This window comes from Mesorhizobium sp. W050, from assembly GCF_054719535.1.
Window position 1 is genome coordinate 4,893,336 of record NZ_JBTTIH010000001.1, and the last position, 20,197, is coordinate 4,913,532.

17 protein-coding genes are annotated in these 20,197 nt (G+C 64.8%); 6 read left to right on the forward strand and 11 right to left on the reverse strand.

The features are described from left to right. Window positions 1-149 precede the first annotated feature (149 nt). Together ACYG9Y_RS23490 and ACYG9Y_RS23495 are read left to right on the forward strand one after the other, a co-directional pair. Window positions 150-2,234, forward strand: coding sequence for a hydantoinase/oxoprolinase family protein (locus ACYG9Y_RS23490; RefSeq protein ID WP_023749332.1), 2,085 nt, complete (start codon window positions 150-152; stop codon window positions 2,232-2,234). A gap of 1 nt (window position 2,235) precedes the next feature. Then, window positions 2,236-3,918 carry a hydantoinase B/oxoprolinase family protein gene (locus tag ACYG9Y_RS23495; protein WP_023739683.1) on the forward strand — a complete coding sequence of 561 codons (1,683 nt, stop codon included), beginning with the start codon at window positions 2,236-2,238 and terminating at the stop codon, window positions 3,916-3,918. 22 nt (window positions 3,919-3,940) lie between these two features. Here ACYG9Y_RS23495 and ACYG9Y_RS23500 read toward each other — a convergent pair whose 3' ends face one another. After that, a complete protein-coding gene (locus tag ACYG9Y_RS23500) occupies window positions 3,941-4,831 on the reverse strand; it encodes an SGNH/GDSL hydrolase family protein (RefSeq protein WP_023689203.1) in 891 nt (296 codons plus the stop codon). A gap of 254 nt (window positions 4,832-5,085) precedes the next feature. Here ACYG9Y_RS23500 and ACYG9Y_RS23505 point away from each other — a divergent pair, with 254 nt between their 5' ends. Then, entirely contained in the window at window positions 5,086-5,856 is a 771-nt protein-coding gene (locus ACYG9Y_RS23505) for an ABC transporter substrate-binding protein (RefSeq protein ID WP_023700430.1), read from the forward strand. A 70-nt stretch (window positions 5,857-5,926) separates the two neighbouring features. Beyond that, the gene (locus ACYG9Y_RS23510) at window positions 5,927-7,042 is read left to right on the forward strand and encodes an aminomethyltransferase family protein (RefSeq protein WP_023739684.1); all 1,116 of its coding nucleotides are present in this window, start codon (window positions 5,927-5,929) and stop codon (window positions 7,040-7,042) included. Between the two features lie 4 nt (window positions 7,043-7,046). Here the strand turns inward: ACYG9Y_RS23510 and ACYG9Y_RS23515 are convergent, their stop codons facing one another. The 6 genes from ACYG9Y_RS23515 to ACYG9Y_RS23540 are packed head-to-tail and all read right to left on the reverse strand — an operon-like array spanning window position 7,047 to window position 14,336. Then, complete coding sequence (locus ACYG9Y_RS23515; protein ID WP_023671294.1) at window positions 7,047-7,508, reverse strand: MarR family winged helix-turn-helix transcriptional regulator; 462 nt, start codon at window positions 7,506-7,508, stop codon at window positions 7,047-7,049. Then, entirely contained in the window at window positions 7,505-8,089 is a 585-nt protein-coding gene (locus tag ACYG9Y_RS23520) for an amino acid synthesis family protein (protein WP_023695904.1), read from the reverse strand. Before ACYG9Y_RS23520 ends, ACYG9Y_RS23515 begins: the two co-directional genes overlap by 4 nt. Beyond that, a complete protein-coding gene (locus ACYG9Y_RS23525) occupies window positions 8,082-8,966 on the reverse strand; it encodes a UPF0280 family protein (protein WP_023739685.1) in 885 nt (294 codons plus the stop codon). Before ACYG9Y_RS23525 ends, ACYG9Y_RS23520 begins: the two co-directional genes overlap by 8 nt. Continuing rightward, the gene (locus tag ACYG9Y_RS23530; protein ID WP_023739686.1) at window positions 8,966-10,507 is read right to left on the reverse strand and encodes a hypothetical protein; all 1,542 of its coding nucleotides are present in this window, start codon (window positions 10,505-10,507) and stop codon (window positions 8,966-8,968) included. Before ACYG9Y_RS23530 ends, ACYG9Y_RS23525 begins: the two co-directional genes overlap by 1 nt. Further along, entirely contained in the window at window positions 10,504-13,476 is a 2,973-nt protein-coding gene (locus tag ACYG9Y_RS23535) for a molybdopterin-dependent oxidoreductase (RefSeq protein ID WP_023739687.1), read from the reverse strand. Before ACYG9Y_RS23535 ends, ACYG9Y_RS23530 begins: the two co-directional genes overlap by 4 nt. Beyond that, on the reverse strand, window positions 13,473-14,336 hold the full coding sequence (locus tag ACYG9Y_RS23540; protein WP_023739688.1) for an FAD binding domain-containing protein: 864 nt from the start codon (window positions 14,334-14,336) through the stop codon (window positions 13,473-13,475). Before ACYG9Y_RS23540 ends, ACYG9Y_RS23535 begins: the two co-directional genes overlap by 4 nt. Before the next feature lie 385 nt (window positions 14,337-14,721). Between ACYG9Y_RS23540 and pncA the strand changes: the two genes are divergently transcribed. Beyond that, window positions 14,722-15,336 (forward strand): bifunctional nicotinamidase/pyrazinamidase, encoded by a 615-nt coding sequence (pncA, locus tag ACYG9Y_RS23545; RefSeq protein WP_023739689.1) that lies wholly within the window; start codon window positions 14,722-14,724, stop codon window positions 15,334-15,336. An 85-nt stretch (window positions 15,337-15,421) separates the two neighbouring features. After that, on the forward strand, window positions 15,422-16,789 hold the full coding sequence (locus tag ACYG9Y_RS23550; protein WP_023739690.1) for a sodium:proton antiporter: 1,368 nt from the start codon (window positions 15,422-15,424) through the stop codon (window positions 16,787-16,789). Here the strand turns inward: ACYG9Y_RS23550 and ACYG9Y_RS23555 are convergent, their stop codons facing one another. Genes ACYG9Y_RS23555 through ACYG9Y_RS23570 form a run of 4 tightly spaced genes read right to left on the reverse strand, consistent with a single transcriptional unit; the run spans window position 16,790 to window position 20,101 of the window. Next, on the reverse strand, window positions 16,790-17,542 hold the full coding sequence (locus ACYG9Y_RS23555) for an ABC transporter ATP-binding protein (RefSeq protein WP_023739691.1): 753 nt from the start codon (window positions 17,540-17,542) through the stop codon (window positions 16,790-16,792). It abuts the gene before it with no gap. Continuing rightward, complete coding sequence (locus tag ACYG9Y_RS23560; RefSeq protein WP_023739692.1) at window positions 17,539-18,264, reverse strand: ABC transporter ATP-binding protein; 726 nt, start codon at window positions 18,262-18,264, stop codon at window positions 17,539-17,541. The genes ACYG9Y_RS23555 and ACYG9Y_RS23560 overlap by 4 nt, the downstream gene beginning before the upstream one ends. Then, on the reverse strand, window positions 18,261-19,223 hold the full coding sequence (locus ACYG9Y_RS23565; protein ID WP_023689192.1) for a branched-chain amino acid ABC transporter permease: 963 nt from the start codon (window positions 19,221-19,223) through the stop codon (window positions 18,261-18,263). Before ACYG9Y_RS23565 ends, ACYG9Y_RS23560 begins: the two co-directional genes overlap by 4 nt. After that, window positions 19,220-20,101, reverse strand: a complete 882-nt coding sequence (locus tag ACYG9Y_RS23570) for a branched-chain amino acid ABC transporter permease (protein ID WP_023671284.1) — start codon at window positions 20,099-20,101, stop codon at window positions 19,220-19,222. The genes ACYG9Y_RS23565 and ACYG9Y_RS23570 overlap by 4 nt, the downstream gene beginning before the upstream one ends. Window positions 20,102-20,197 lie beyond the last annotated feature (96 nt).

Sequence of the window (20,197 nt, forward strand, 5' to 3'; positions counted from 1 at the left end):
TCCCGGCGAGCCGTTCACACACTCCAAAGCAGTGAGCTCTTGTGTCCCAAATTTATTAGTATACAAACGATATTTGTGTCAAGATACCACGCTAAAACAGCTTTCCAAACTGCGGCATATTCGTAGTTCCGCCATTTCGGATTTCGACAATGAAAGAGAATTTTTCGGTGCAACAACCGGATTCCCTGGGTCACGTCGTTGCCGGCATCGATGTTGGCGGAACCTTCACCGACCTCATTTTGATCGACGGAAATGACGGCGGAAAGGTGCATATCGCCAAGACGCCGACGACGGTCGACAACCAGGCGTTCGGCGTGGTTTCAGCGCTGGGCGCCACAGGCTTTGCCATAGACGGCATCGACCTCATCGTGCATGGCACGACCACCACCACCAATGCGGTGCTGGAACGCAGGCTGGCGAAAACTGGCATGATCACCACGCGCGGTTTTCGCGACGTGATCGAGCTTGGCCGCCGCACACGGCCGCAGCCCTATGGCATGACCGGAAGCTTCGTTCCGATCATCCCGCGCGATCTCCGGCTCGAAGTGTCGGAGCGCGTCGAGGCGTCGGGCGCGGTGCGCACGCCGCTCGACGAGGCCGAGATGCGCGACGCCGTGAAGACGCTGATCGGGGCCGGCTGCGAGTCCCTCGTCATCCATTTCCTGCATTCCTACGCCAACCCTGGACATGAGCGGCGCGCGGCCGAAATCGCCGCCGAGCTTTGGCCGAACGGCTACATCACGACTGGCCATGCGCTGCTGTCGGAAGCCCGCGAATTCGAGCGCGGCGTTACCGCCGCGGTCAACGCCTCGGTGCAGCCGATCCTCGAGCGTTATGTCGAGCGGCTGCGCAAGGAATTGGCCGCCAAGGGCTATGCCCGCGACTTCCTGATCATGAACGGCAATGGCGGCATGATCTCGGCCCGTTTCGTCACGCGCGAGTCGGCCAAGACCGTGATGTCCGGCCCGGCCTCCGGCGTCATCGCCGCCGCCTATACGGGCAAGCGCGCCGGCTTTGAAAACCTCGTCACCTACGACATGGGCGGCACCTCGACCGATGTGGCGCTGATCCGCAACGCCGAGCCGGCGGTCTCCAACGAGATCGAGATCGAATATGCGATGCCGATCCACGTGCCGATGGTGGCGGTGCATACGGTCGGTGCCGGCGGCGGCTCCATCGCCCGGGTCGATGCCGCCGGCCTGATCCAGATCGGCCCGGAAAGTGCCGGCGCCAATCCCGGCCCGATCTGCTACGGCCGCGGCGGCCTGGAGCCGACCATCACCGACGCCAATCTGGTGCTCGGGCGGCTGGCGCCGAAGAAGCTGCTGGCGGTCGAAAATCCGGTCACCGTCGAGCGGGTCACCGGGATCTTCGAAGACAGAATAGGCAAGGCCGCCGGCCTCTCCGGCGTCGAAGCGGCGGGCGCGGTGCTGCGCCTCGGCAACATGAAGATGGCCGGCGCCATCCGCATGGTCTCGGTGTCGCGCGGCCATGATCCGCGCGATTTCGCGCTGTTCGCCTTCGGTGGCGCCGGGCCGCTGCATGCCTCCGCCCTGGCGCGCGAACTCGGCCTGCCCCGCGTGCTGGTGCCGGCGCGTCCGGGCATCACCAATGCGCTCGGCTGCGTCGTGGCCGATCTGCGTCACGACTTCGTCAACACGATCAACCAGCCGGTCGCCGTGCTCGATGAAGCCAGGCTTCGCGAGGTGCTGGAACGTCACCGCGGGGAAGGCGAGGAACTGATCGGCAAGGAAGCGGTGAAGCCGGAAACGATCCGCGTCACCCATTCCGCCGACATGCAGTTCGTCGGCCAGACCCACATCATCAACGTGGCGCTGCCGTCGTCGTCGGTGACAAGGCAGGAGTTGCAGGCGCTGTTCGAAAAAGCCTATTTCGCCCGCTTCAAGGTCGAACTGCCGGAGATCCGCGCCAATCTGGTCAACCTCAACACGTCGGTGACGGGCGTGCGGCCGGCGATCGACCTGTCACGGCTGATCGACCCGGCCGGGCGCGCTGGGACACTTGACGAGGCGCGGCGCGAAATCAGGCCGGTCTGGTATGCCGGACGCTGCCACGATACGCCCATATACGCACGCGAAAAATTGCCGCTCGATGCCGTTATCCAAGGGCCGGCGATCCTCGAACAGATGGACGCCACCACCGTGCTCGAACCCGGCGACCGTGCACGTTCTGACGCCGACGGCAACATCATCATCCACATTGGCGAGGCCTGAGATGCAAAAGCTCGACGCCATCACGCTTTCGGTCCTGCAGGCAGCCTTGCAGCAGGTCTGCGACGAGATGGATCTCACTTTCTCCCGCGCTGCCTTCTCGCCTGTCATCGCCGAGGCCAATGACCGCTCCGACGGCATCTACTCGGCCGTCGATGGTTCGTTGATCGCACAAGGCAGCCAGGGCCTGCCGGTGTTCGTCGGCGTCATGCAGTATTCGACCAGGACGGTGATCGAGATGATCGCCGACGGCCGCTGCCTGCCACCTGAGCCGGGCGACATCTATATCGTCAACGATCCCTATCTCGGCGGCACTCATCTGATGGATGTGCGCTTCGCCATGCCGGTCTACCGCGACGGCAAGATATTTTGCTGGCTATCGAATACCGGCCACTGGCCCGATATCGGTGGCTCGGTGCCGGGCGGCTTCTCCGCTTCCGCGACCGCCGTCGAGCAGGAAGGCCTGCGGCTGCCGCCGGTCAAGCTGTTCAAGAAGGGCGTGCTGGACACGGAAATCTACGCCATCATCTGCTCCAACATCCGCGTCGCCGATCAGCGCATCGGCGATATAAGAGCGCAGGCCGCAGCACTGCTGATCGGTCAGGACCGGCTCAATGCAATCCTCGATCGTTACGGCGACGAAACTGTCGTCGGGGCGATCGCCGAACTGCGTCGCCGCGCCGCCGAGCAGATGCGCGCCAACATCTCCGCCATTCCCGACGGCACATACAGTTCGAAGGCCTTTGTCGACTCGGACGGCGTGGTCAACGAACCGCTGACCATCGCGCTCGCCGTCGAGAAGCAGGGCGACACGCTGACCTTCGATTTTACCGGCTCGTCAAAACCATGCGCGGGGCCGATGAACAGCGTGCTGGCGACGACATTGTCGTCGGTCTATCTCGCCATGCGCCATATTTTCCCTGATGTGCCGATCAGCGCCGGCGCTTTCGAGCCCCTGATCGTCAAGCGGCCGGAAGGCACGTTCCTCGACGCCAAATACCCGCGGCCGGTCTCGGGCTGCGCGGCTGAAGTCTCGCAGCGCATCGCCGAGGCGGTGTTCGCGGCGATGGTGCAGGCGCTGCCGGAAAAGGTGACGGCTGCACCCGCCGGCTCCAGCGGCAATTTCGCGCTGGGCGGCAACGATCCGGCACGTGGCCGCGACTATGTCATGTATCAGATCTCCGGCGGCGGCTATGGCGGCAATTCAGGCCATGACGGCCTGACCAATGGCTGCTCGACCATCGGGATTTCGAAATCGCCGCCGGTCGAGATCATGGAGCAGGCCTTTCCGGTTCTCTACCGCCACTATGCCTTGCGCGAAGGCTCGGGCGGCGCCGGCAAGCAGCGCGGCGGTTTTGGCCTCGCCTATGAGGTCGAGATATTGCGAGGCGAGGCGCGCGCGTCCTTCGTCATGGACCATGGCCGTTTCGGCCCGCAAGGCGCGCTCGGCGGCAAGGACGGCGCGGTGAACACAGTGACCGTGTTCCGCGGCGGCGAAGCCCACGTACCGCCGCATCTGTCCAAGGAGCAGGACATCGCGCTCAGGGCCGGCGACCGCGTGCGCGTCGGCACGCCGGGCGGTGGCGGCTATGGCGATCCGCGTGAGCGCGACCCGAAACTGGTCGCCGAAGACATCAGGCTTGGTTACTACACCGATGAACAAGCCAAAGAGCTGTTCGGAACCTGACAGCCGACAGGCCCGAGCCGCGTCAGGTCTGCAGCTTGGCCTTCAGCGCATCGGCGAATTTCTGCGCGATCTTCTTGAAGCCGGCGGGATCGGGATGCAGTTCGTTGGCCCAGTCGGCCACCTTCAACGTTCCCTGCGTGTCGACCAGATGGAAATTGTTGTTGGGATCGTCGGCCAGGCGCTTCACCACATCGCGGAACGCCGCCAGCGCGTCGTGAACGATGACCGTGCCCTTGGCGACCGTCCAGTTGCAGAAATCGAGCGACGGTTTCAGCCACGGGCCGACACAGGACGGATGCGCTCCGTTCGGGATCGGAAAATCATAGCAATGGCCAAAGATCGGCACGCCTGGCGCGACGCGGTCGCGCAGCGCGAACAAATCGAGATAGCAGGCCTCGACCATGCCGAGCGCCTTGGTGAAGCGGTTCTTGTTCAGCCCGGGGGCGTGGCCGTCATTGAAGTCGAGGAAGATGCAGAACTGGTCGCCGGCAATGTCGTTGCCACCGGCAGAGAACAGGATGGCATCGGGCTTGCCGTCCAGCCAGTTGGCCTTGTTGCGCAGGGCGGCGATCATGCGCTGCTGCTTGGGCAGCGACATCTCGTCGGTCGCCGCATCGCCATGATGGGCAAGGTTGAGGATGGTCGGCGGCATCGAGCCGATGCGGCGCAGCTGCGCGATCACATCGGTGTCGACGAACGGAAATCCGTTCCCGGTCAGCGGATAGTCGAACCAGGAATCGCCCTGCGCCAGCATCACCAGCGGCCGGTTGGCGACGGCCGCCTCGAGATTGCCGGCACTTTCCCTTGCGGTTTCGAGCCGCTCGATGTTGGCCTGGTGAACCCTGATGCGCTTGGCGATGTCGTCGTCTATGCGCCGCTGCGCGGCTTCCTGCACGAATTCCTGCTGGTCCATCCCCAGGTCCCTCCCACGACCGTCTACTTCCAGCTGAGCATGCGCCCATGTCCATGATCGGTCTGTAATTTAGATCACAGTAAGATTCCTGGGGAAGGACGGCTTGCCACGCCGTGATCGCCGCAGAGCATGTCGTTTCCGTCTCCGTGGGGCCTGCAAAAGACCATAGACTTCTATCCTTGTTTTCGCGCAATTCCGGACGGGAAACCGCCAACACCTTCCCTGGAATTGCTTAGTCAACGGAGATCGGGAACATGCGTCTTTTCGGTCGTTTCGTGCTTGCCGCTTCCGCCGCCCTGCTGCTTGGGACCGGTGCTGCCTCCGCCGAGAAACTCAGGATCGGGACCGAGGGCGCCTATCCGCCCTTCAACTATGCCAATTCGGACGGCACGCTGGGCGGCTTCGACATCGACCTCGGCAAGGCGCTGTGTGCCGAGATGAAGGCCGAGTGCGAATTCTCCGTACAGGATTTCGATGGTTCCATTCCGGCGCTGCAGGCCGGCAAGTTCGACGCCATCATCAACATCACCATCACGCCGGAACGGGCCGAGAAGGTCGAGTTCACCCACAAATATTACCAGACGCCACCGGCCATCGCCGTGCCGAAGGATTCGACCATTGCAGGCACGTCGCCTGACGATCTGAAGGGCAAGGTGCTGGGTGTGCAGAGCGCCACCATCCACCAGAATTTCGCCGAGAAGAAATACTCCGGCTCGACCGTCAAGGCCTATCCGACCGGCGACGACGCCCGCACCGACATGGCCAATGGCCGGCTGGACGCGATGATGGACGGCTCGATCATCCTGACCGAATGGCTGAAGAAGCCCGATGGCGCCTGCTGCAAATTGCTCGGCACGCTGGCCGCCGATCCGGCCATTCATGGACCCGGCGTCGGCATCGCCCTGCAAAAGGGCAACAAGGAACTGGCCGACAAGTTCAATGCCGCCATCGACGCCCTGCGTGCCAACGGCAAGTACAAGGAAATCAACGACAAATACTTCTTGTTCGACGTCTACGGAAGTTAACCCCTTCACCGCTCCTACCTCGGCAGCGCCATCAGGCGCTGCCGTTTTCATGAGATGACGGAGAAGTTTCTTGGTTGAGCGGCGCTCCCCTTTCTACACCAGCATCGTTGGCCTCGGCGCCACGATGGGCCGGGTCGGCGGCGATTTCGTCTCGGCCAAAACTTACTCCGGCATTGCCGACGAGCACCTGAACACGCGCAAGAATGTCGGCGTGCAGGATCTCAGCACCATGGGCAAGATGGACATCAAGGGGGCGGAAGCCGAGGCGCTGGTCAACCACATCATCGTCAACGATGCGGCCGCGATGAGCCCCGGCCAGGTGCGCTATTCCACCGTCTGCCGCGACGATGGCGGCATCATGGACGACCTCACCGTGTTCCGGCTGGGATCGGAGCATTTCATGCTGGTGACCGGTTCGGTCAACCGGCTGAAGATGCTGCCCTGGCTGCAGCATCATGCTGAAGCGCGAAAGGCCTATGTCACCGACATCACCGCGGCCGTCGCCTTCCCGACCATACAGGGGCCGCGCTCACGCGAGCTGCTGAAAGCACTGGTTTCGGATGCCGATCTCGCTGAGTTGAAACGCTGGGCGTTCACTTCAGGGCGCGTCGGCGAGACCAAAGTCCTGATCTCACGCACCGGGGTGACCGGCGAGCTCGGCTTCGAACTGTTCGTGCCGGCGGACGAGGCGACTTCCGTCTGGGACGCGCTGATGCGGACCGGTAGCGATTTCGGCCTGAAGCCATACGGCGTGCTGGCCATGTTCACGCTCGGGCTGGAAAAGGCCTATCCGGCGCATGGCATCGACATGGACGAGAGCCGTACGCCCTTCCATGTCGGGCTCGATCGCTGGATCAAGTTCGACAAGGGCGAGTTCATCGGCCGCGAGGCATTGCTCACAATTCGCGGCAAGGGGCTCGACGAACGCTGGACCGGGCTGATTCTCGACGGTGACAAGCCGGCCGCGACGGATGCCAGGGTTTTCGCCGACGGCGAGGATGCCGGCGTCGTCACCTACAGCGATCACGGCTATTCCTTAGGCAAAGTTCTGGCGACGGCGCATTTGCGGCTGCCGTTCACCGCCATCGGAACCGAGCTCAGCATCGACATCGACGGCAAGCCGACACGGGCGGTGGTGGCGCCGATGCCGTTCTTCGATCCCGAAGGCGCGAGGCTGCGCGCCTGATTGCTCAGGCCAACTTTGCCAGCAGCCGCATAAAGGTGGCCGCTTCCTTGGCGGTCAGCGGCGCCAGCGTTTCCTGGGTGATGGCGCGGGCCAACGGGATCAGCCGTTCGATCGCCTCGCGTCCCTCTGGCGTGAGGTTGACCAGCAGCCGCCTCTTGTCGACCTCGTGTTTGGTCAGATCGACCAGGCCACGCGCCTTCAGCCGGTCGATGACGCCCTTGACCGTCGCCGCATCCATGGCGATCAGCGTGCCCAACTGGTTCTGCGAGGTCTCGCCGACATCGTGCAGCTTGGCAAGTGCAGCGAATTGCGGCGGCGTCAGGTCGCTGATCTGGGCGGCAAAGATCGAGACATGGCGCTGATGCGCCTTGCGCAGGATGAAGCCGACCTGCTCCTGCAGGCGGTAGTCATGTTCGTCGGGCTCTTCGGCCTCGACGAGCTTGAGAAGATTGTCCCCGCCGCTCATCGCAAGCCGTCCCAGGCCTTGATGTCGCCGACCGCCAGGCCGCCCATGCGGTCGTGCACGCGGGGGCCGCAGCTCATGGCGAGGCAGAACAGGATTTCGTCGGCGCGCGGCCCGTCGCTGAGACCGACCTCCATGGCGTCGAAATGGCTACGCACATAGGCGGCGTTGGTGTGGCCGAGCGGCACGTCGAGCCGCGAGCCGAAGGCGCCGACCTTGGTTGCCGACGGCACGATCGCCTTGGCGTCGCCCAGCCGCTCGCGCATGGCGTAACCGCCCGGCACATGCCACAGCGCGCCGTGCTCCAGCTCCCCTGACGAACCGACGATGGTGCCCTTGCCGTAGGCGTCGATCTGCTTGATGTCGCCGCCCAATGCGGCAATGAGCTTGTCGGTGAGCAGCAGGCCAAGCGGCTTCAGATCGTCCATGGCGCTCTGCAGCTCTTCCACGTAACGACCGGCGAAGGGGTTCTTGACCAGCGCCACGGCGGCAGCACGGCGGCGCGGCGCGGCCGGGGCCGGCCCGCCATCGTGAAAGATCTCTTCGGTAAGAACCGCGATCTTGCGGATCGGAAACTCAGGCATGCGCAACTTCCTTCCCTGGACTTTTGTTGGGCGCGGCAAGCGCCATGGAACCACTGATGCGGGCTTCCCCGCCTAGAAACAGCGCCGATGCGGCAATCAGGCCGCGCCGGCGAAAATCTTCGGCGACGGCAAGGCCATTGTCCAGCGCCCGCTCCACATCGCCACGCGCGAGCACGCCGACGGCTTGTGTCACCAGCCGTGCACCGAGATCGCTGTCGGGCGCCAAGTCCTGCGCGGGAATGCGCTTGATGGCGGGATTGCCGGGCAGGTCGACGGCGTTGGCAATGAGTGTCGCGGCCGCATCGGCCTCGGCGCCGGTGCGCGCGAGCACGGTGACGGCGTCGGCAATGCCAAGCGAGAACGAACGGCCGCGCCAGCCGCTCGTGGCGACGCCGCGCACGCCGTCCGCCGAGCGAATGGTGAGACGGTCGGCCATGCCGTTGCCGGTGCCGGCGATCGCCAGGTTCATCGACTGGCCCTTGCCGATGTGGAGTGCGCTGTCGCCGCCATTGTTGACATAGGCGCGGTCGAGTCTGCGGCCTGCAAGCAATGCCGAGAGCATTTCGTCGGCTACCGATCCGGCGACGGCGGCCATCGGCGTGATAAAGCTTTCCGCCAAGGGCATGACGGCTGCTTCCATGCGGCGGGCCGTCGGACCGGCAAAGGTGCGTGGCGCCAGGAAAAATGCCGGGAGGCGCAGTTCCGGAAGCTCCTTGACCAACTCGACCAGGATCGTCTGGAAGCGCTCGATCGACTGGGCGTAGGCGGCACGACACTCATCCGCCTCGCCAAAGGCCTGGACGATCAGGTCGATCGGCCCGTGGTTGAGATGCAGCCGCTTGCCGTCCTGCAGCCAGTGGACTTGCGGGCCTTGCATCAAGAGGCCCCGTTCGAGCCGACGCGGCGCAACTGCGCCAGCGGCGGCCATGGATTGTGGGCCTCGGCGCCTGAGCCGCGGCGCGGGTTGAGATATTCGCCGCCTTTGGCAACGATATCCTCGACGCTGCGTATCTCGGCCTCGTAGCCGCCCAGCCGGACATAGTCGTCGCGGCGTAGCGTGAATTCGATCGGCGCCACCAGCGCCGGCGTCGGCACATAGCCGAAGGCGCCTTCCGGCACGCGCATGACGTCGACCATCAGCGTGATGCCGCCGCCCGGCCAGACATAGACCGGCGCGCCGCCAACGGTAACATAGGTATTCAAGCCCTGCACCGAGCGGGTGAGATTGACCGGGTTTTCGGTGACGCCGGCGCGCAGCGAACCGCCGGCGCCGCCGATGAACAGCACGGTGCAGAGCGCCGGCTCGCAATTGTCCTCGATCAGGCCGACCGATTTCTGCAGCCGCTCGGGGAACGGTTTTTCCACCGGCTTCAACTCGTCGTCGAGCTCGTAATAGGCGAACTGCTCGCCGGTGGTCGACACCATCAGCAGCGACAGGCCGGGGCGGGCGCCCTTCTTGGCGTTCCATTCGCCGAGGATCGACAGCGGGTCGGAAATCGAGGTGCCGCCCCAGCCGAGGCCGGGCTCGGAAACCTTGAAATAGCGGCCCGGCGTCGAACGGCGGCCGATGATCTTGATGCCGGTATCCTGCCAGCCCAGCACCTTGCCGGCCTGATGCTCGGAGACGACGCCGGTGATATGGTCGTCGACCACCACCACCTCGTCGACAAGGCCGCGCCATTGCGTGGCGAACATGCCGATGGTGGCCGAGCCGCAGCCGACACGCATGCGGTGTTCCTGCTTGCCGTCGATGACAGGCGGCTTGCCGGCTTCGACGATGATGGTGGCGCCGCCATCGATGGTCAGTTCGACCGGCTTGCGATTGCACAGACTGAGCATCGCGTCACAGGTTGCCCGGCCTTCGGCCTTGGAGCCGCCGGTCAGATGATGCACGCCGCCCAGCGACAGCATCTGCGAGCCGTATTCGCCTGTCGTGACGTGGCCGATCGGCTCGCCTTGCGCGCGCACGATTGCCGTTTCGGGACCGAGATGGCGGTCGGTATCGATCTTCACCTTGACGCCGCAGTACGAAAAAATGCCCTCGGTGACCACGGTCACCAGATCGACCCCCTCGACCTCCTGGCTGACGATGAAGGGAGCCGGCTTGTAGTCGGGATAGGTGGTGCCGGCGCCGATTGCAGTGACGAAGCGGCGGCCGGTGTTGACCAGTTCGCCGTCCCATTGCTCGCCCTCGGCAGTGAAAGGCACGACCGCGGCGCCGCTCTCTGCCGCATGGTCGAGGATGGTCAGCGGGTCCATACGCACGATGCGGCCACCGACATTGCCGTAGCGGTCGCAGGCGCCGGTGCGGCCATCGGCGATGTAGCACATGACCGGACAGGCATCGCAGCGGATCTTTTCCGCCACCAGCTTTTCGCCGGGATCGTGGGTTTCGAAGCGTTCGGCAAGCTCGCTCATCGGCGTGCCTCCTTGTCGCGGATGCCATCTTTTTCGCGGATGGCGGCGCGGATGCGCGTCGGCGTCGCCGGAACCTTGGTGATGAGAACGCCGGTGGCGTGGCGTATGGCGTTGAGGATGGCGGGTGCGGTCGGGATCAGCACATGCTCGCCCAGGCCCTTGGCGCCGAACGGTCCCTCCGGATCGGGAACCTCGATCAATATGTGCTCGATCTCAGGCACATCGCCGATGGTCGGGATGAGATAGTCGTGCAAATTCTCGGTGCGGCCGGGGATGTATTCCTCCATCAGCGCCATGCCGATGCCTTGCGCGATGCCGCCTTCGATCTGGCCTTCGACCAGCAGCGGGTTGATAGCCTTGCCGACATCGTGCGCGGCGGTGATTTTCAAGAGCTTCACCGTGCCGAGCTTGAGGTCGACCTCCAGTTCGGCGATCTGCGCGCCATAGCCATAGACGGCGTAAGGCTTGCCTTGGCCCTTGGCGTCGAGCGGCAGCGTCGGCGGGTCGTAGGTTTCCTCGGCGCGGAAGACGTAGCCGTCCGCATCGACATCGAGCGCGGCGAGATCGATACGCCGAGTGGCTTCGCCCTCACGAATGACGATCGCCGGGCCGTCCAATTGCAGGGCCGCGTTCTCCGAGACATTGGCAAAGCGCAGGATCTTTTCGCGCAAGGCGCGGCCGGCTTTTTCGGCCGCCTTGCCGGTGACAAAAGTCTGGCGCGAGGCCGATGTTTTGCCGGCGTCGGGGCTGATCGCAGTGTCGGCGCTTCTCAGCTTGAATTTTTCCAGCGGCAGGCCGAGTGCGTCGGCGCAGATCTGGGCAATGACGGTGTTGGAGCCCTGGCCGATATCGACGGCGCCCTGATGCAGGATGACCTCCCCCTCTGGCGAGATACCGACCCTTATGGTCGACGGATTGGGCAGCGAGGTGTTGCCGCAGCCATACCAGCAGGACGCGATGCCGACGCCGCGCTTTTTGCTCGTATTGGCATTGTTGAATGTATCTGCGTCGGCCGTCGCGCGAGCCCAATGCGGCCGCAAGGAGTCGAGGCACTCGAATATGCCGACGCCCGACTCCAGTCGCTGTCCGGTAACCGTTTCGGATCCGTTCCGAAGGCAGTTCTTCAGCCGAAAATCGAGCCGGTCCATGCCAAGCTTGCCGGCGAGCTCATCATAGAGCGTCTCCTGCATGATCGTCGCCTGCGGCACGCCAAAGCCACGGAAGGCGCCGGAAATCGGCCCGTGGGTGTGGATGGCGCGGCCTTCGGCGCGGTAGTTCGGCGTCGCATAGGGACCGGAGGCATGCACCGGCACGCGGTTGGCGACAGTCGGGCCCCAGCTGGCATAGGCGCCGGTGTTGAAATCGCCTGTGAAGACCATGCCGGTGACATGGCCCTCGGCATCTACGCCGATGGTCGCCTTCATCTCGGCGGGGTGGCGCTTGGTGGTCGACATCATCGATTCGGTGCGGGTGTAGGCAAGCGCCGCCGGCCGGCCGGTTTTCAGTGCCACAAGGCCGATGAGCGGCTGCAGCGACACGTCGAGCTTCGAGCCGAAGCCGCCGCCGGTCGCGGTCGGCACGATGCGCACCTTGTCGACGGCAAGACCGAGCACCTTTGCCGTTTCGTCACGGTCCATGTAGGGGGCCTGGGTGCAGGCGACGACGACTAGCGTGTCGCCGTCCATGTAGGCATGGCCGGCTTCCGGCTCGATATAGGCGTGCTCGACATAGGAGGTGTCGATGGCACCGGACACTGTGAAGGCAGCCTCGCCAAGCGCCGCCTCGGGGTCGCCGCGCTCGACAAAGCCCTTGGTCAACAAATTGGCCGGGCGGTTCGCGTGGATGAGCGCCGCCCCTTCTGCCTGCGCGTCGCCGGGCTGCAGAAAATGCGGCAGCTCGGTCCAGCGGACCGGGAAATCCTGGAGGTCGAGATCGAGCATGGCCTCGCGCTCGCCGGCGACCAGCGCCACTGCCTCGCCGCGCAGCCGCGCAAAGCCTTCGGCCAGCGCCGGCTGGTCGGCAAACGGACCGATGACGCCGAAACAGTTTTTTCCCGGAATGTCGGCGGCGGTGAAGACGCCGGCGATGCCGGGATGCGACTTCACCCAGCCCTCCAGGTCGCCGAAGGCGAAGCCGGCATGATAATGCGGCGAGCGAACCACCAGCACGGCCAGCGCATCGGCGGGAAAGGCATCGGCGCCGAATTTTTCAGCGCCGGTGACTTTTGGCACGCCGTCGAGCCGGACCGGGGAGGCGCCTACAGCATTCCCTGTGGTTGGCATTCTACGTTCAAAGTTGAATTCCAACGAATGACGTTGGCGCTGCCCCTCACCCTTACCCTCTCCCCGTGAAGAACGGTGAGAGGGGAGCGTCGGCGCTGGAGCACTTCCCTTATCCCCGTCACTATACGGGGTGCCGGCAGGCGGATGAGGGGCAGCGCCGCCGGTCGACGTCTCGAACCGTCCCGCATCCATCACTGCCGCGATGATCTTTCTGTAGCCCGTGCAACGGCACAGGATGCCACCCAGCGCATCCTGCACCTCGGTCTCGGTCGGATTCGGCGTGCCATCCAGCAGCGCCGTTGCCGCGACCAGCAGCGCCGGCGTGCAGATTCCGCACTGCGCGGCGCCATGCGCCAGGAAAGACGCCTGTAGCGCCGACAACCGGCCATCGGCAAGGCCTTCGACGGTCGTTACGGACGTCCCGGCTGCGGAGGCCGCTGGCATCAGGCAGGCGCAGACGGCGTCGCCGTCCACCAGCACCGTGCAGGCGCCGCAATCGCCGGCATCGCAGCCAACCTTGGTGCCGGTCAGCTGCAATTCGTCGCGCAAAACCTGCGAGAGCCGGCGCAACGGCGGCACGTTGACCGAGACGGCGCCGCCATTGACCGCGAAGACGATGTCTACGCGCTCGGGGCCGAAACCCGGCACGAGATCAGGCAGGGCTTCAATCATGTCGGAGTGGCTCATGCCGCCACCATGCTGTTGTCGTTCGTCAGCCCGCAAGCCCCCAGCACGGCGCGGGCGACAAGCTCGCGCGCTGCGTCGAGCCGGTATTCGGCGCTGCCGCGCACGTCGGCGATCGGCGAGAGCTCGGTCATCGGCGCGGCCAAGATCGCACCGGCGAGTGCCGGGCGGACAGGCTTGCCCACCAGCACGGCTTCGACAGCGGCGAGCCGCTTGGCCACGGCCGAGCAGGACCCGACCGCGACAGCGGCTTCCATGACGATGCCAGCCTCGGCAACGAGGCGCGCCGCCACCATGGCGATGGAGATGACGAGGTAGCGCCGCGCACCGAGCTTGACGAAGGCCGACGTGCCGGTGGCCCTGGGCTTCGGCACCCGGATGGCGGTAACCAGCTCGCCCGGTAGCAGCGCGGTGCGGCGGTTGCCGAGAATGAACTCCTGCAGCGGCAGATGACGCGTCACGGCTGCAGAGCGCAGCTCGACCTCGGCGTCCAGCACCAGCAGTCCCGGAACGCCATCGGCAGCAGGCGAAGCATTGCAGAGATTGCCGGCGATCGAGGCGACATTCTGGATCTGCAGCGAGCCCACTTCGCGCGCGGCCTGCTTCAGCGCATCGAAAGCCGCCGGCAATCGATGGCGGACAAGGTCGGTCCAGGTGGTGCGGGCGCCCAAAACCCAATGGGTTTCGGTCTCGGCAATGCCGCGCAGCGAGGCCAGGCCGTTAATATCGAGAACATTGTCGCGGAACGGTTTGGCGCCCTGCGCCGGATAGAAATCGGTGCCGCCGGCAAGCACGCGCCAGGCGCCCTCGCCCAGCAGAGCGAGCGCCTCGTCTAGCGTGGTGGGTTTCGCGTAACGGATCACGCTTTGCCTTCCAAAAAAATCGGCCTTCCCATTGGGGCCTTCAGAAGGTGGGGTCTTCCCGAACCCCGCCAATGTCTGATCAGGCCAAATTCATTCGTATGCAAATGATATCAAGCTGGCGGAAATTGTCAAAGCCGGAGTTTAAGAGAACCCGGCCGCCACGCATTTGTTACGTCCGCGCACGATCCCCAAAAATCGGAATCGATTTTCGAAAAGGATCCTGCGCAATGTAAAGTGCTACAGCGTCCTTTGCGCGTCCGAAGGGGACGCGCGGCGCTGTAGGAGGTTGACGCAGGCGGCCATCCGGTCAAGTTTCTGCATCCGGTCGCATCAGCGGCGTATTTCACTCGATCCCCCGTTCGAGACGTAGAAGAGGAGAGGCGCCATGGCCGACGAAGCGCTTGTTGTCATCGACCTGCAAAACGACTTCTGCCCCGGCGGCGCGCTGGCGGTTGCCGGCGGCGACGAGATCGTGCCGCTGGTCAACGATATGATTCGGCACGCCGAGCATGTCGTGCTGACGCAGGACTGGCACCCGGCCGGACATTCGAGCTTTGCCTCCAGCCATCCGGGTGCCCAGCCCTTCAGCGCCATCGAGATGCCCTATGGGCCGCAGACTCTGTGGCCCGACCATTGCATCCAGGGCAGCCTCGGTTCGGACTTTCACTCGGGGCTCGCCTGGACCAAGGCCGAGTTGGTGATCCGCAAGGGATTTCGCCCTGATATCGACAGCTACTCCGCCTTCTTCGAGAACGACCACAAGACGCCGACCGGGCTCGCCGGCTACCTCAAGGAGCGCGGCATCGGCACCGTGACCCTGGTTGGCCTGGCGACCGACTTCTGCGTCGCCTTCTCGGCCCTCGACGCGGTCAAGCAAGGCTTCAAGACGACGGTGCGGCTCGACGCCTGCCGCGGCATCGATCTCAACGGTTCGGTCGAGGCGATGCTGAAGCGGATGCGCGATGCCGGGGTGAGGCTCGAAGACCCGATCTCGGAGTGACTGGATCGTGAGGCATCGAGGGGGCTGCACACGGTTGGGGAAGGCTTTCGCGGCAGGTGTACTCGCTTCCGCTGCGTCTCCGCAAATGGCCTTCGCGGCCGAGGCCCGCGGCCTGCCCGATGCTGCCATGTCGCTGTGGTGGGCGCTGCCTTTCGCCGGCCTGCTGCTCTCGATCGCCACCGGACCGCTGCTGTTCCACCATGTCTGGGAGCATCATTACGGCAAGATCGCCGCCGGCTGGGCAGCGCTGGCGGTCATCCCCCTGATGGTTGCATTCGGCGTTCCGGTAGCCGGTGAAGCCGTGCTGCACACGCTGCTCACCGAGTACATGTCGTTCATTATCCTGCTGTTCGCGCTCTACACCATTTCGGGCGGCATCCTTGTCGCCGGCAACATCCATGGCACGCCGCTGGTCAATGCCGGGCTGCTGCTCGTCGGGGCGATGCTGGCCTCGGTGATCGGCACCACCGGCGCCTCGATGATCCTGATCCGGCCGATGCTGCGCGCCAACGACAACCGGCAGTTCAACGCCCATGTCGTCATCTTCTTCATCTTCCTGGTGTCCAACATCGGCGGCTCGTTGACGCCCTTGGGCGACCCGCCATTGTTCGTCGGCTTCCTGCGCGGCGTCGACTTCTTCTGGACGTCGGCGAACCTCTGGCGCGAGACGCTGTTTACCGGCGGCCTGGTGCTGCTTGTCTTCCTGGCCATCGACATCATGCTGCATCGCCGTGAAGGCGGCGCGCCGAAGATCAAGGATCCGACGCCGGATACGAAGGTGCGTCTGCGCGGCCTGGCCAATCTGCCGCTGCTGGCTGGCGTCATCGCCGCCATCCTGCTGTCGGCAGCATGGAAGCCGGGCGTGAGCTTTTCAGTGCTGGGCGTGAGCCTCGAACTGCAGAACCTGGCGCGCGACGCCATTATCCTGGGGCTCGCCGGACTGTCGCTTGTCGTTTCCCTCAAGAGCCATCGCGAGGCGAACGGTTTCACCTGGGGCCCGATCGCGGAGGTGGCAAAACTGTTTGCCGGCATCTTCATCTGCATCGTGCCGGTCATTGCCATCCTTCGCGCCGGCCATGACGGCGCGCTGGCGCCGCTGGTCGCGCTGGTGACGTCACCCACCGGGCAGCCCAATGATCTCGCCTATTTCTGGCTGACCGGCGGGCTGTCGTCCTTCCTCGACAATGCGCCGACCTATCTGGTGTTTTTCGAACTCGCAGGCGGCGACGCGCGGCACCTGATGACGGAGGCGGCCTCGACGCTGGCCGCGATCTCGGCCGGCGCGGTGTTCATGGGCGCCAACACCTATATCGGCAATGCGCCCAACTTCATGGTCTACGCCATCGCCCGACACCGCGGTGTGAAGATGCCGGGCTTCTTCGGCTACATGGCATGGTCAGGGCTGGTGCTGATCCCGATCTTTTTGACCGCCGGGTTCCTGTTTTTCGGCTGATCAGCCGACGCCGACATAGCGCCTGACTGCCGATGGGTCGGCGCGCAATTGCTCGACATCGACGGTCTCGCGGTTGCGGCCGTTCTCGATGAAGCAGACGCGGTCGGCGACGGACAGCACGGCGTCGACGCGCTGTTCGACCAGAATGGTGGAGACACCTAGCTCACGCAGCTTCACCACCGTCTCGCGGATTTTGGCGATCATCGACGGCATCAGCCCCTCCGTCGGCTCGTCTAGCAACAGCACCTGCGGCTCCAGACAAAGCGCGCGGGCCATGGCCAACATCTGCTGTTCGCCACCGGACAAAGTGCCGGAGCGCTGCCGCAGCCGCTGGCGCAGCAACGGGAAGAGGTCGAGCACGCTCTCGCGCGTCGCTCTGCCCTTGCCGCGCGCCATCAGACCGATCTCGATGTTTTCCGCCACCGTCATCTCGGCGAACAGCCGCCTGCCTTGCGGCACATAGGCGACGCCGGCCTTGGGCACCTCATGCGCCGGCAGGCCGGTCAACTCCTTGCCGGCGAGCCGGATCGAACCGGCGCTCGACCGAACCAGCCCCATCATTGCTTTCAGCGCCGTCGTCTTGCCGGCGCCGTTGCGACCGAACAGGCACAGCACCTCGCCCTTGTTGAGCACGAGATCAAGCTCGTAAAGCACCTGAACCTCGCCATAGAAGCAGTCGAGCCTGGAGATGGTCAGCGCTTCAGTCTCGTGGGCCTCAGTCTCGTGGGCCTCAGTCTTGGGGGCTTCGCTCATGCCGCCGTTCCCAGATAGGCTTCCTGCACCTGTGTGTTGGCGCGGACCTGTTCGGGCGTGCCTTCGGCCAGGATCCTGCCGGCGTTGAAGACCGTGATGCGGTCGGCCAGTTGCATGACGACAGGCATGTTGTGCTCGATCAGGAGCACGGTGGCGCTCTTGGCGATCTCGCGCACCAGTTCGATGAAATTGTCGATCTCGCTGTCGGCCAGCCCTTGCGTCGGCTCGTCGAGGATCAAAAGCCGCGGCTTCAGCGCCAGGCCCATTGCCACTTCCAGCAGGCGCTGATGGCCGTAGGAAAGCTGGCCGGCCGGCATATGGGCGCGGCCGGCAAGTCCGGTGCGTTCCAGCGCGGCCATGACGCCGGTGCGCACCGCACCTTTCGAGCGGCCATCGGTCAGCGTGCGCTGCACCGGCAACGCGACATTATCGTAGGCAGAGAGGTTGGCGAAGACGCTGGTGATCTGGAAGGTGTAGGCGATGCCCCGGCGCACCCTGAGATAGGCCGGCTGGCTGGTGATGTCGGCGCCGTCGAAGACGATCATGCCGGATGATGGCTGAATGCGGCCGCTGACCAGGCTGACGAAGGTGGTTTTGCCGGCGCCATTGGGGCCGATGACGGCGCGGATCTCGCCCGGCATCAGCTGAAAATCGACACCGTCGACGGCGCGCAGGCCGCCGAAACTGCGCGCCAGGCCTTTGGTGGTCAGCAACGGCATCATGGCAGCCACCCGAGCCAGCGCTGGCGGATGGTGCCCAGAATGCCTTTGGGGAAAAACAGCACCAGAAGGATGAGCGCAATACCGACGATCAGGAGATAGGCGGAGGTGTAACCGCTGGCGGTGTCGATGACATAGTACATGAACACAGTGCCAAGCAGCGCACCCAGCGTCGTGGCGGCGCCGCCGAGCAGCACCCAGAGCAGCGGCAGGATGGAATACTGCACCGAGGCAAAGCTCGAGCCGACATAGCCGAACAGCAGCGCATAGGCCGCACCCGAGGCGGCGCAGATGGTGCCGGAGACGACGACCGCAATGAGCTTGTTGGAGAAGGTGTCGTAGCCCAGCATTTTCGTGCGCTCCTCGTTCTCGCGCACCGCGACCAGCACGCGGCCATAGCGGGAGCGGACGATGGCGAGGGTGATCAGCAGCACGACCGAGAACAGCGCCAGCGCGCTCATGTAGCGCACGGTCGGGTTGGTTAGGTCGAGCGATGTCGCGCCGAAGGCCAGAACCCGCGCCGGCTGCGGCACGACCAGACCCTGGTCGCCGCCGGTCCAGGCGGCGAAATAGAGGATGACGAGGTAAAACACCTGCGCGAACATCATGGTGACGATCATGAAGGCGACGCCGGTGGTGCGCAGCGCCAGCAGGCCGATCACCAGTGCCAGCAGCGCGCCGCAGGCGATACCGGCGAGGAAAGCCAAAGGCACGCTCCAGCCGAGATGGATGACCGCGAGACCAGCGCCATAGAGCCCGGCGGCGAAGAACATGGCGTGGCCGAGGCTGAGCAGGCCGACATAGCCGAACAGCATGTTGTAGCCCATGGCGAACACCGCCAGCACCATGATGCGGGCTAGCAGGCCATGATGGTAGTCGGGCAGGACGAAGCTCAGCGCAAACAGTAGCGCGATGACGCCGAGATGCAATGCATAGGCTTTTGCCGGCGAAGCTTCGCTCATCGCGACGCCTGCCCGAACAGGCCCTGCGGCCGGAATACCAGCACCATGGCCACCAGCAGCGTGGCGATGATCTTGGCCAAAGTCGGCGAAAAGAACACCGAGATGATGCCGTCGGACAGGCCGATCAGCACGGCGGCGACGACGGTGCCGCGCAGCGAGCCGAGGCCGCCGATGATGACGACGATGAAGGACAACAGCAGCGGGTCCTGTCCCATCAGATAATGCGCCTGACTGATCGGCACGATCAGCACGGCGGCGATGGCCGCCAGCATGGCGCCGAGCCCGAAGACGCCGGCATAGACGCGGTCGACCGGAATGCCGAAGGCCTGCGCCGTCTCGCTGTCATATTGGGTGGCGCGCATGATGAGGCCGATCTTGGTGCGCGTCAGCACCAGCCAGGTGGCGATGAGCAGAAGGGCCGAAGCGGCAATGATCGACAGCTTGTAGCCGGAATAGCCGAACCAGGGCAAAAGGATGCGGTAGCTGAAGGGCGGCTCCACCGGGCGCGCTTCCGGGCCATAGAAGCTCAACGCCAGCTGCTGGATGATGTAGAGCATGCCGATCGTGGCGACGATGGTGGCTTCCGGATTGTAATTGAGCCGGCGCAGCACAAGCCGCTCGGCTACCAGCGCAATGGCGCCGACGATCAGCGGCGCAATCACCAGCGCCGCCAGGAAGCCGAGCGTGGGATGGCCGGGTATCGCCGTCGAGATCGCCCAGGCCAGCACCGCGCCCAGCATGAAGAACTCGCCATGGGCGACGTTGACGACGCGCATGACGCCGAACACCAGCGACAGCCCAAGCGCCGTCAGCGCCAACACGGCAGAGGTGACAAGGCCTTCGAGGGCGGCGAGGAGGAGGTGGGGTCCGAAATGCATTCAGGGCGCCCTTACCCTCCCCTTGTGGGGAGGGTGACCGCGCAGCGGTCGGGTGGGGGTTGGGCACGGGCCGTCGCGACCCCCACCCCGTCTCGC

Coding starts and splice junctions, on each gene's coding strand:
- ACYG9Y_RS23490 (WP_023749332.1), top strand. CDS start 150: ATGAAAGAGAATTTTTCGGTGCAACAACCGGATTCCCTGGGTCACGTC.
- ACYG9Y_RS23495 (WP_023739683.1), top strand. CDS start 2,236: ATGCAAAAGCTCGACGCCATCACGCTTTCGGTCCTGCAGGCAGCCTTG.
- ACYG9Y_RS23500 (WP_023689203.1), bottom strand. CDS start 4,831: ATGGACCAGCAGGAATTCGTGCAGGAAGCCGCGCAGCGGCGCATAGAC.
- ACYG9Y_RS23505 (WP_023700430.1), top strand. CDS start 5,086: ATGCGTCTTTTCGGTCGTTTCGTGCTTGCCGCTTCCGCCGCCCTGCTG.
- ACYG9Y_RS23515 (WP_023671294.1), bottom strand. CDS start 7,508: ATGAGCGGCGGGGACAATCTTCTCAAGCTCGTCGAGGCCGAAGAGCCC.
- ACYG9Y_RS23520 (WP_023695904.1), bottom strand. CDS start 8,089: ATGCCTGAGTTTCCGATCCGCAAGATCGCGGTTCTTACCGAAGAGATC.
- ACYG9Y_RS23525 (WP_023739685.1), bottom strand. CDS start 8,966: ATGCAAGGCCCGCAAGTCCACTGGCTGCAGGACGGCAAGCGGCTGCAT.
- ACYG9Y_RS23530 (WP_023739686.1), bottom strand. CDS start 10,507: ATGAGCGAGCTTGCCGAACGCTTCGAAACCCACGATCCCGGCGAAAAG.
- ACYG9Y_RS23535 (WP_023739687.1), bottom strand. CDS start 13,476: ATGAGCCACTCCGACATGATTGAAGCCCTGCCTGATCTCGTGCCGGGT.
- pncA (WP_023739689.1), top strand. CDS start 14,722: ATGGCCGACGAAGCGCTTGTTGTCATCGACCTGCAAAACGACTTCTGC.
- ACYG9Y_RS23550 (WP_023739690.1), top strand. CDS start 15,422: ATGGCCTTCGCGGCCGAGGCCCGCGGCCTGCCCGATGCTGCCATGTCG.
- ACYG9Y_RS23555 (WP_023739691.1), bottom strand. CDS start 17,542: ATGAGCGAAGCCCCCAAGACTGAGGCCCACGAGACTGAGGCCCACGAG.
- ACYG9Y_RS23560 (WP_023739692.1), bottom strand. CDS start 18,264: ATGATGCCGTTGCTGACCACCAAAGGCCTGGCGCGCAGTTTCGGCGGC.
- ACYG9Y_RS23565 (WP_023689192.1), bottom strand. CDS start 19,223: ATGAGCGAAGCTTCGCCGGCAAAAGCCTATGCATTGCATCTCGGCGTC.
- ACYG9Y_RS23570 (WP_023671284.1), bottom strand. CDS start 20,101: ATGCATTTCGGACCCCACCTCCTCCTCGCCGCCCTCGAAGGCCTTGTC.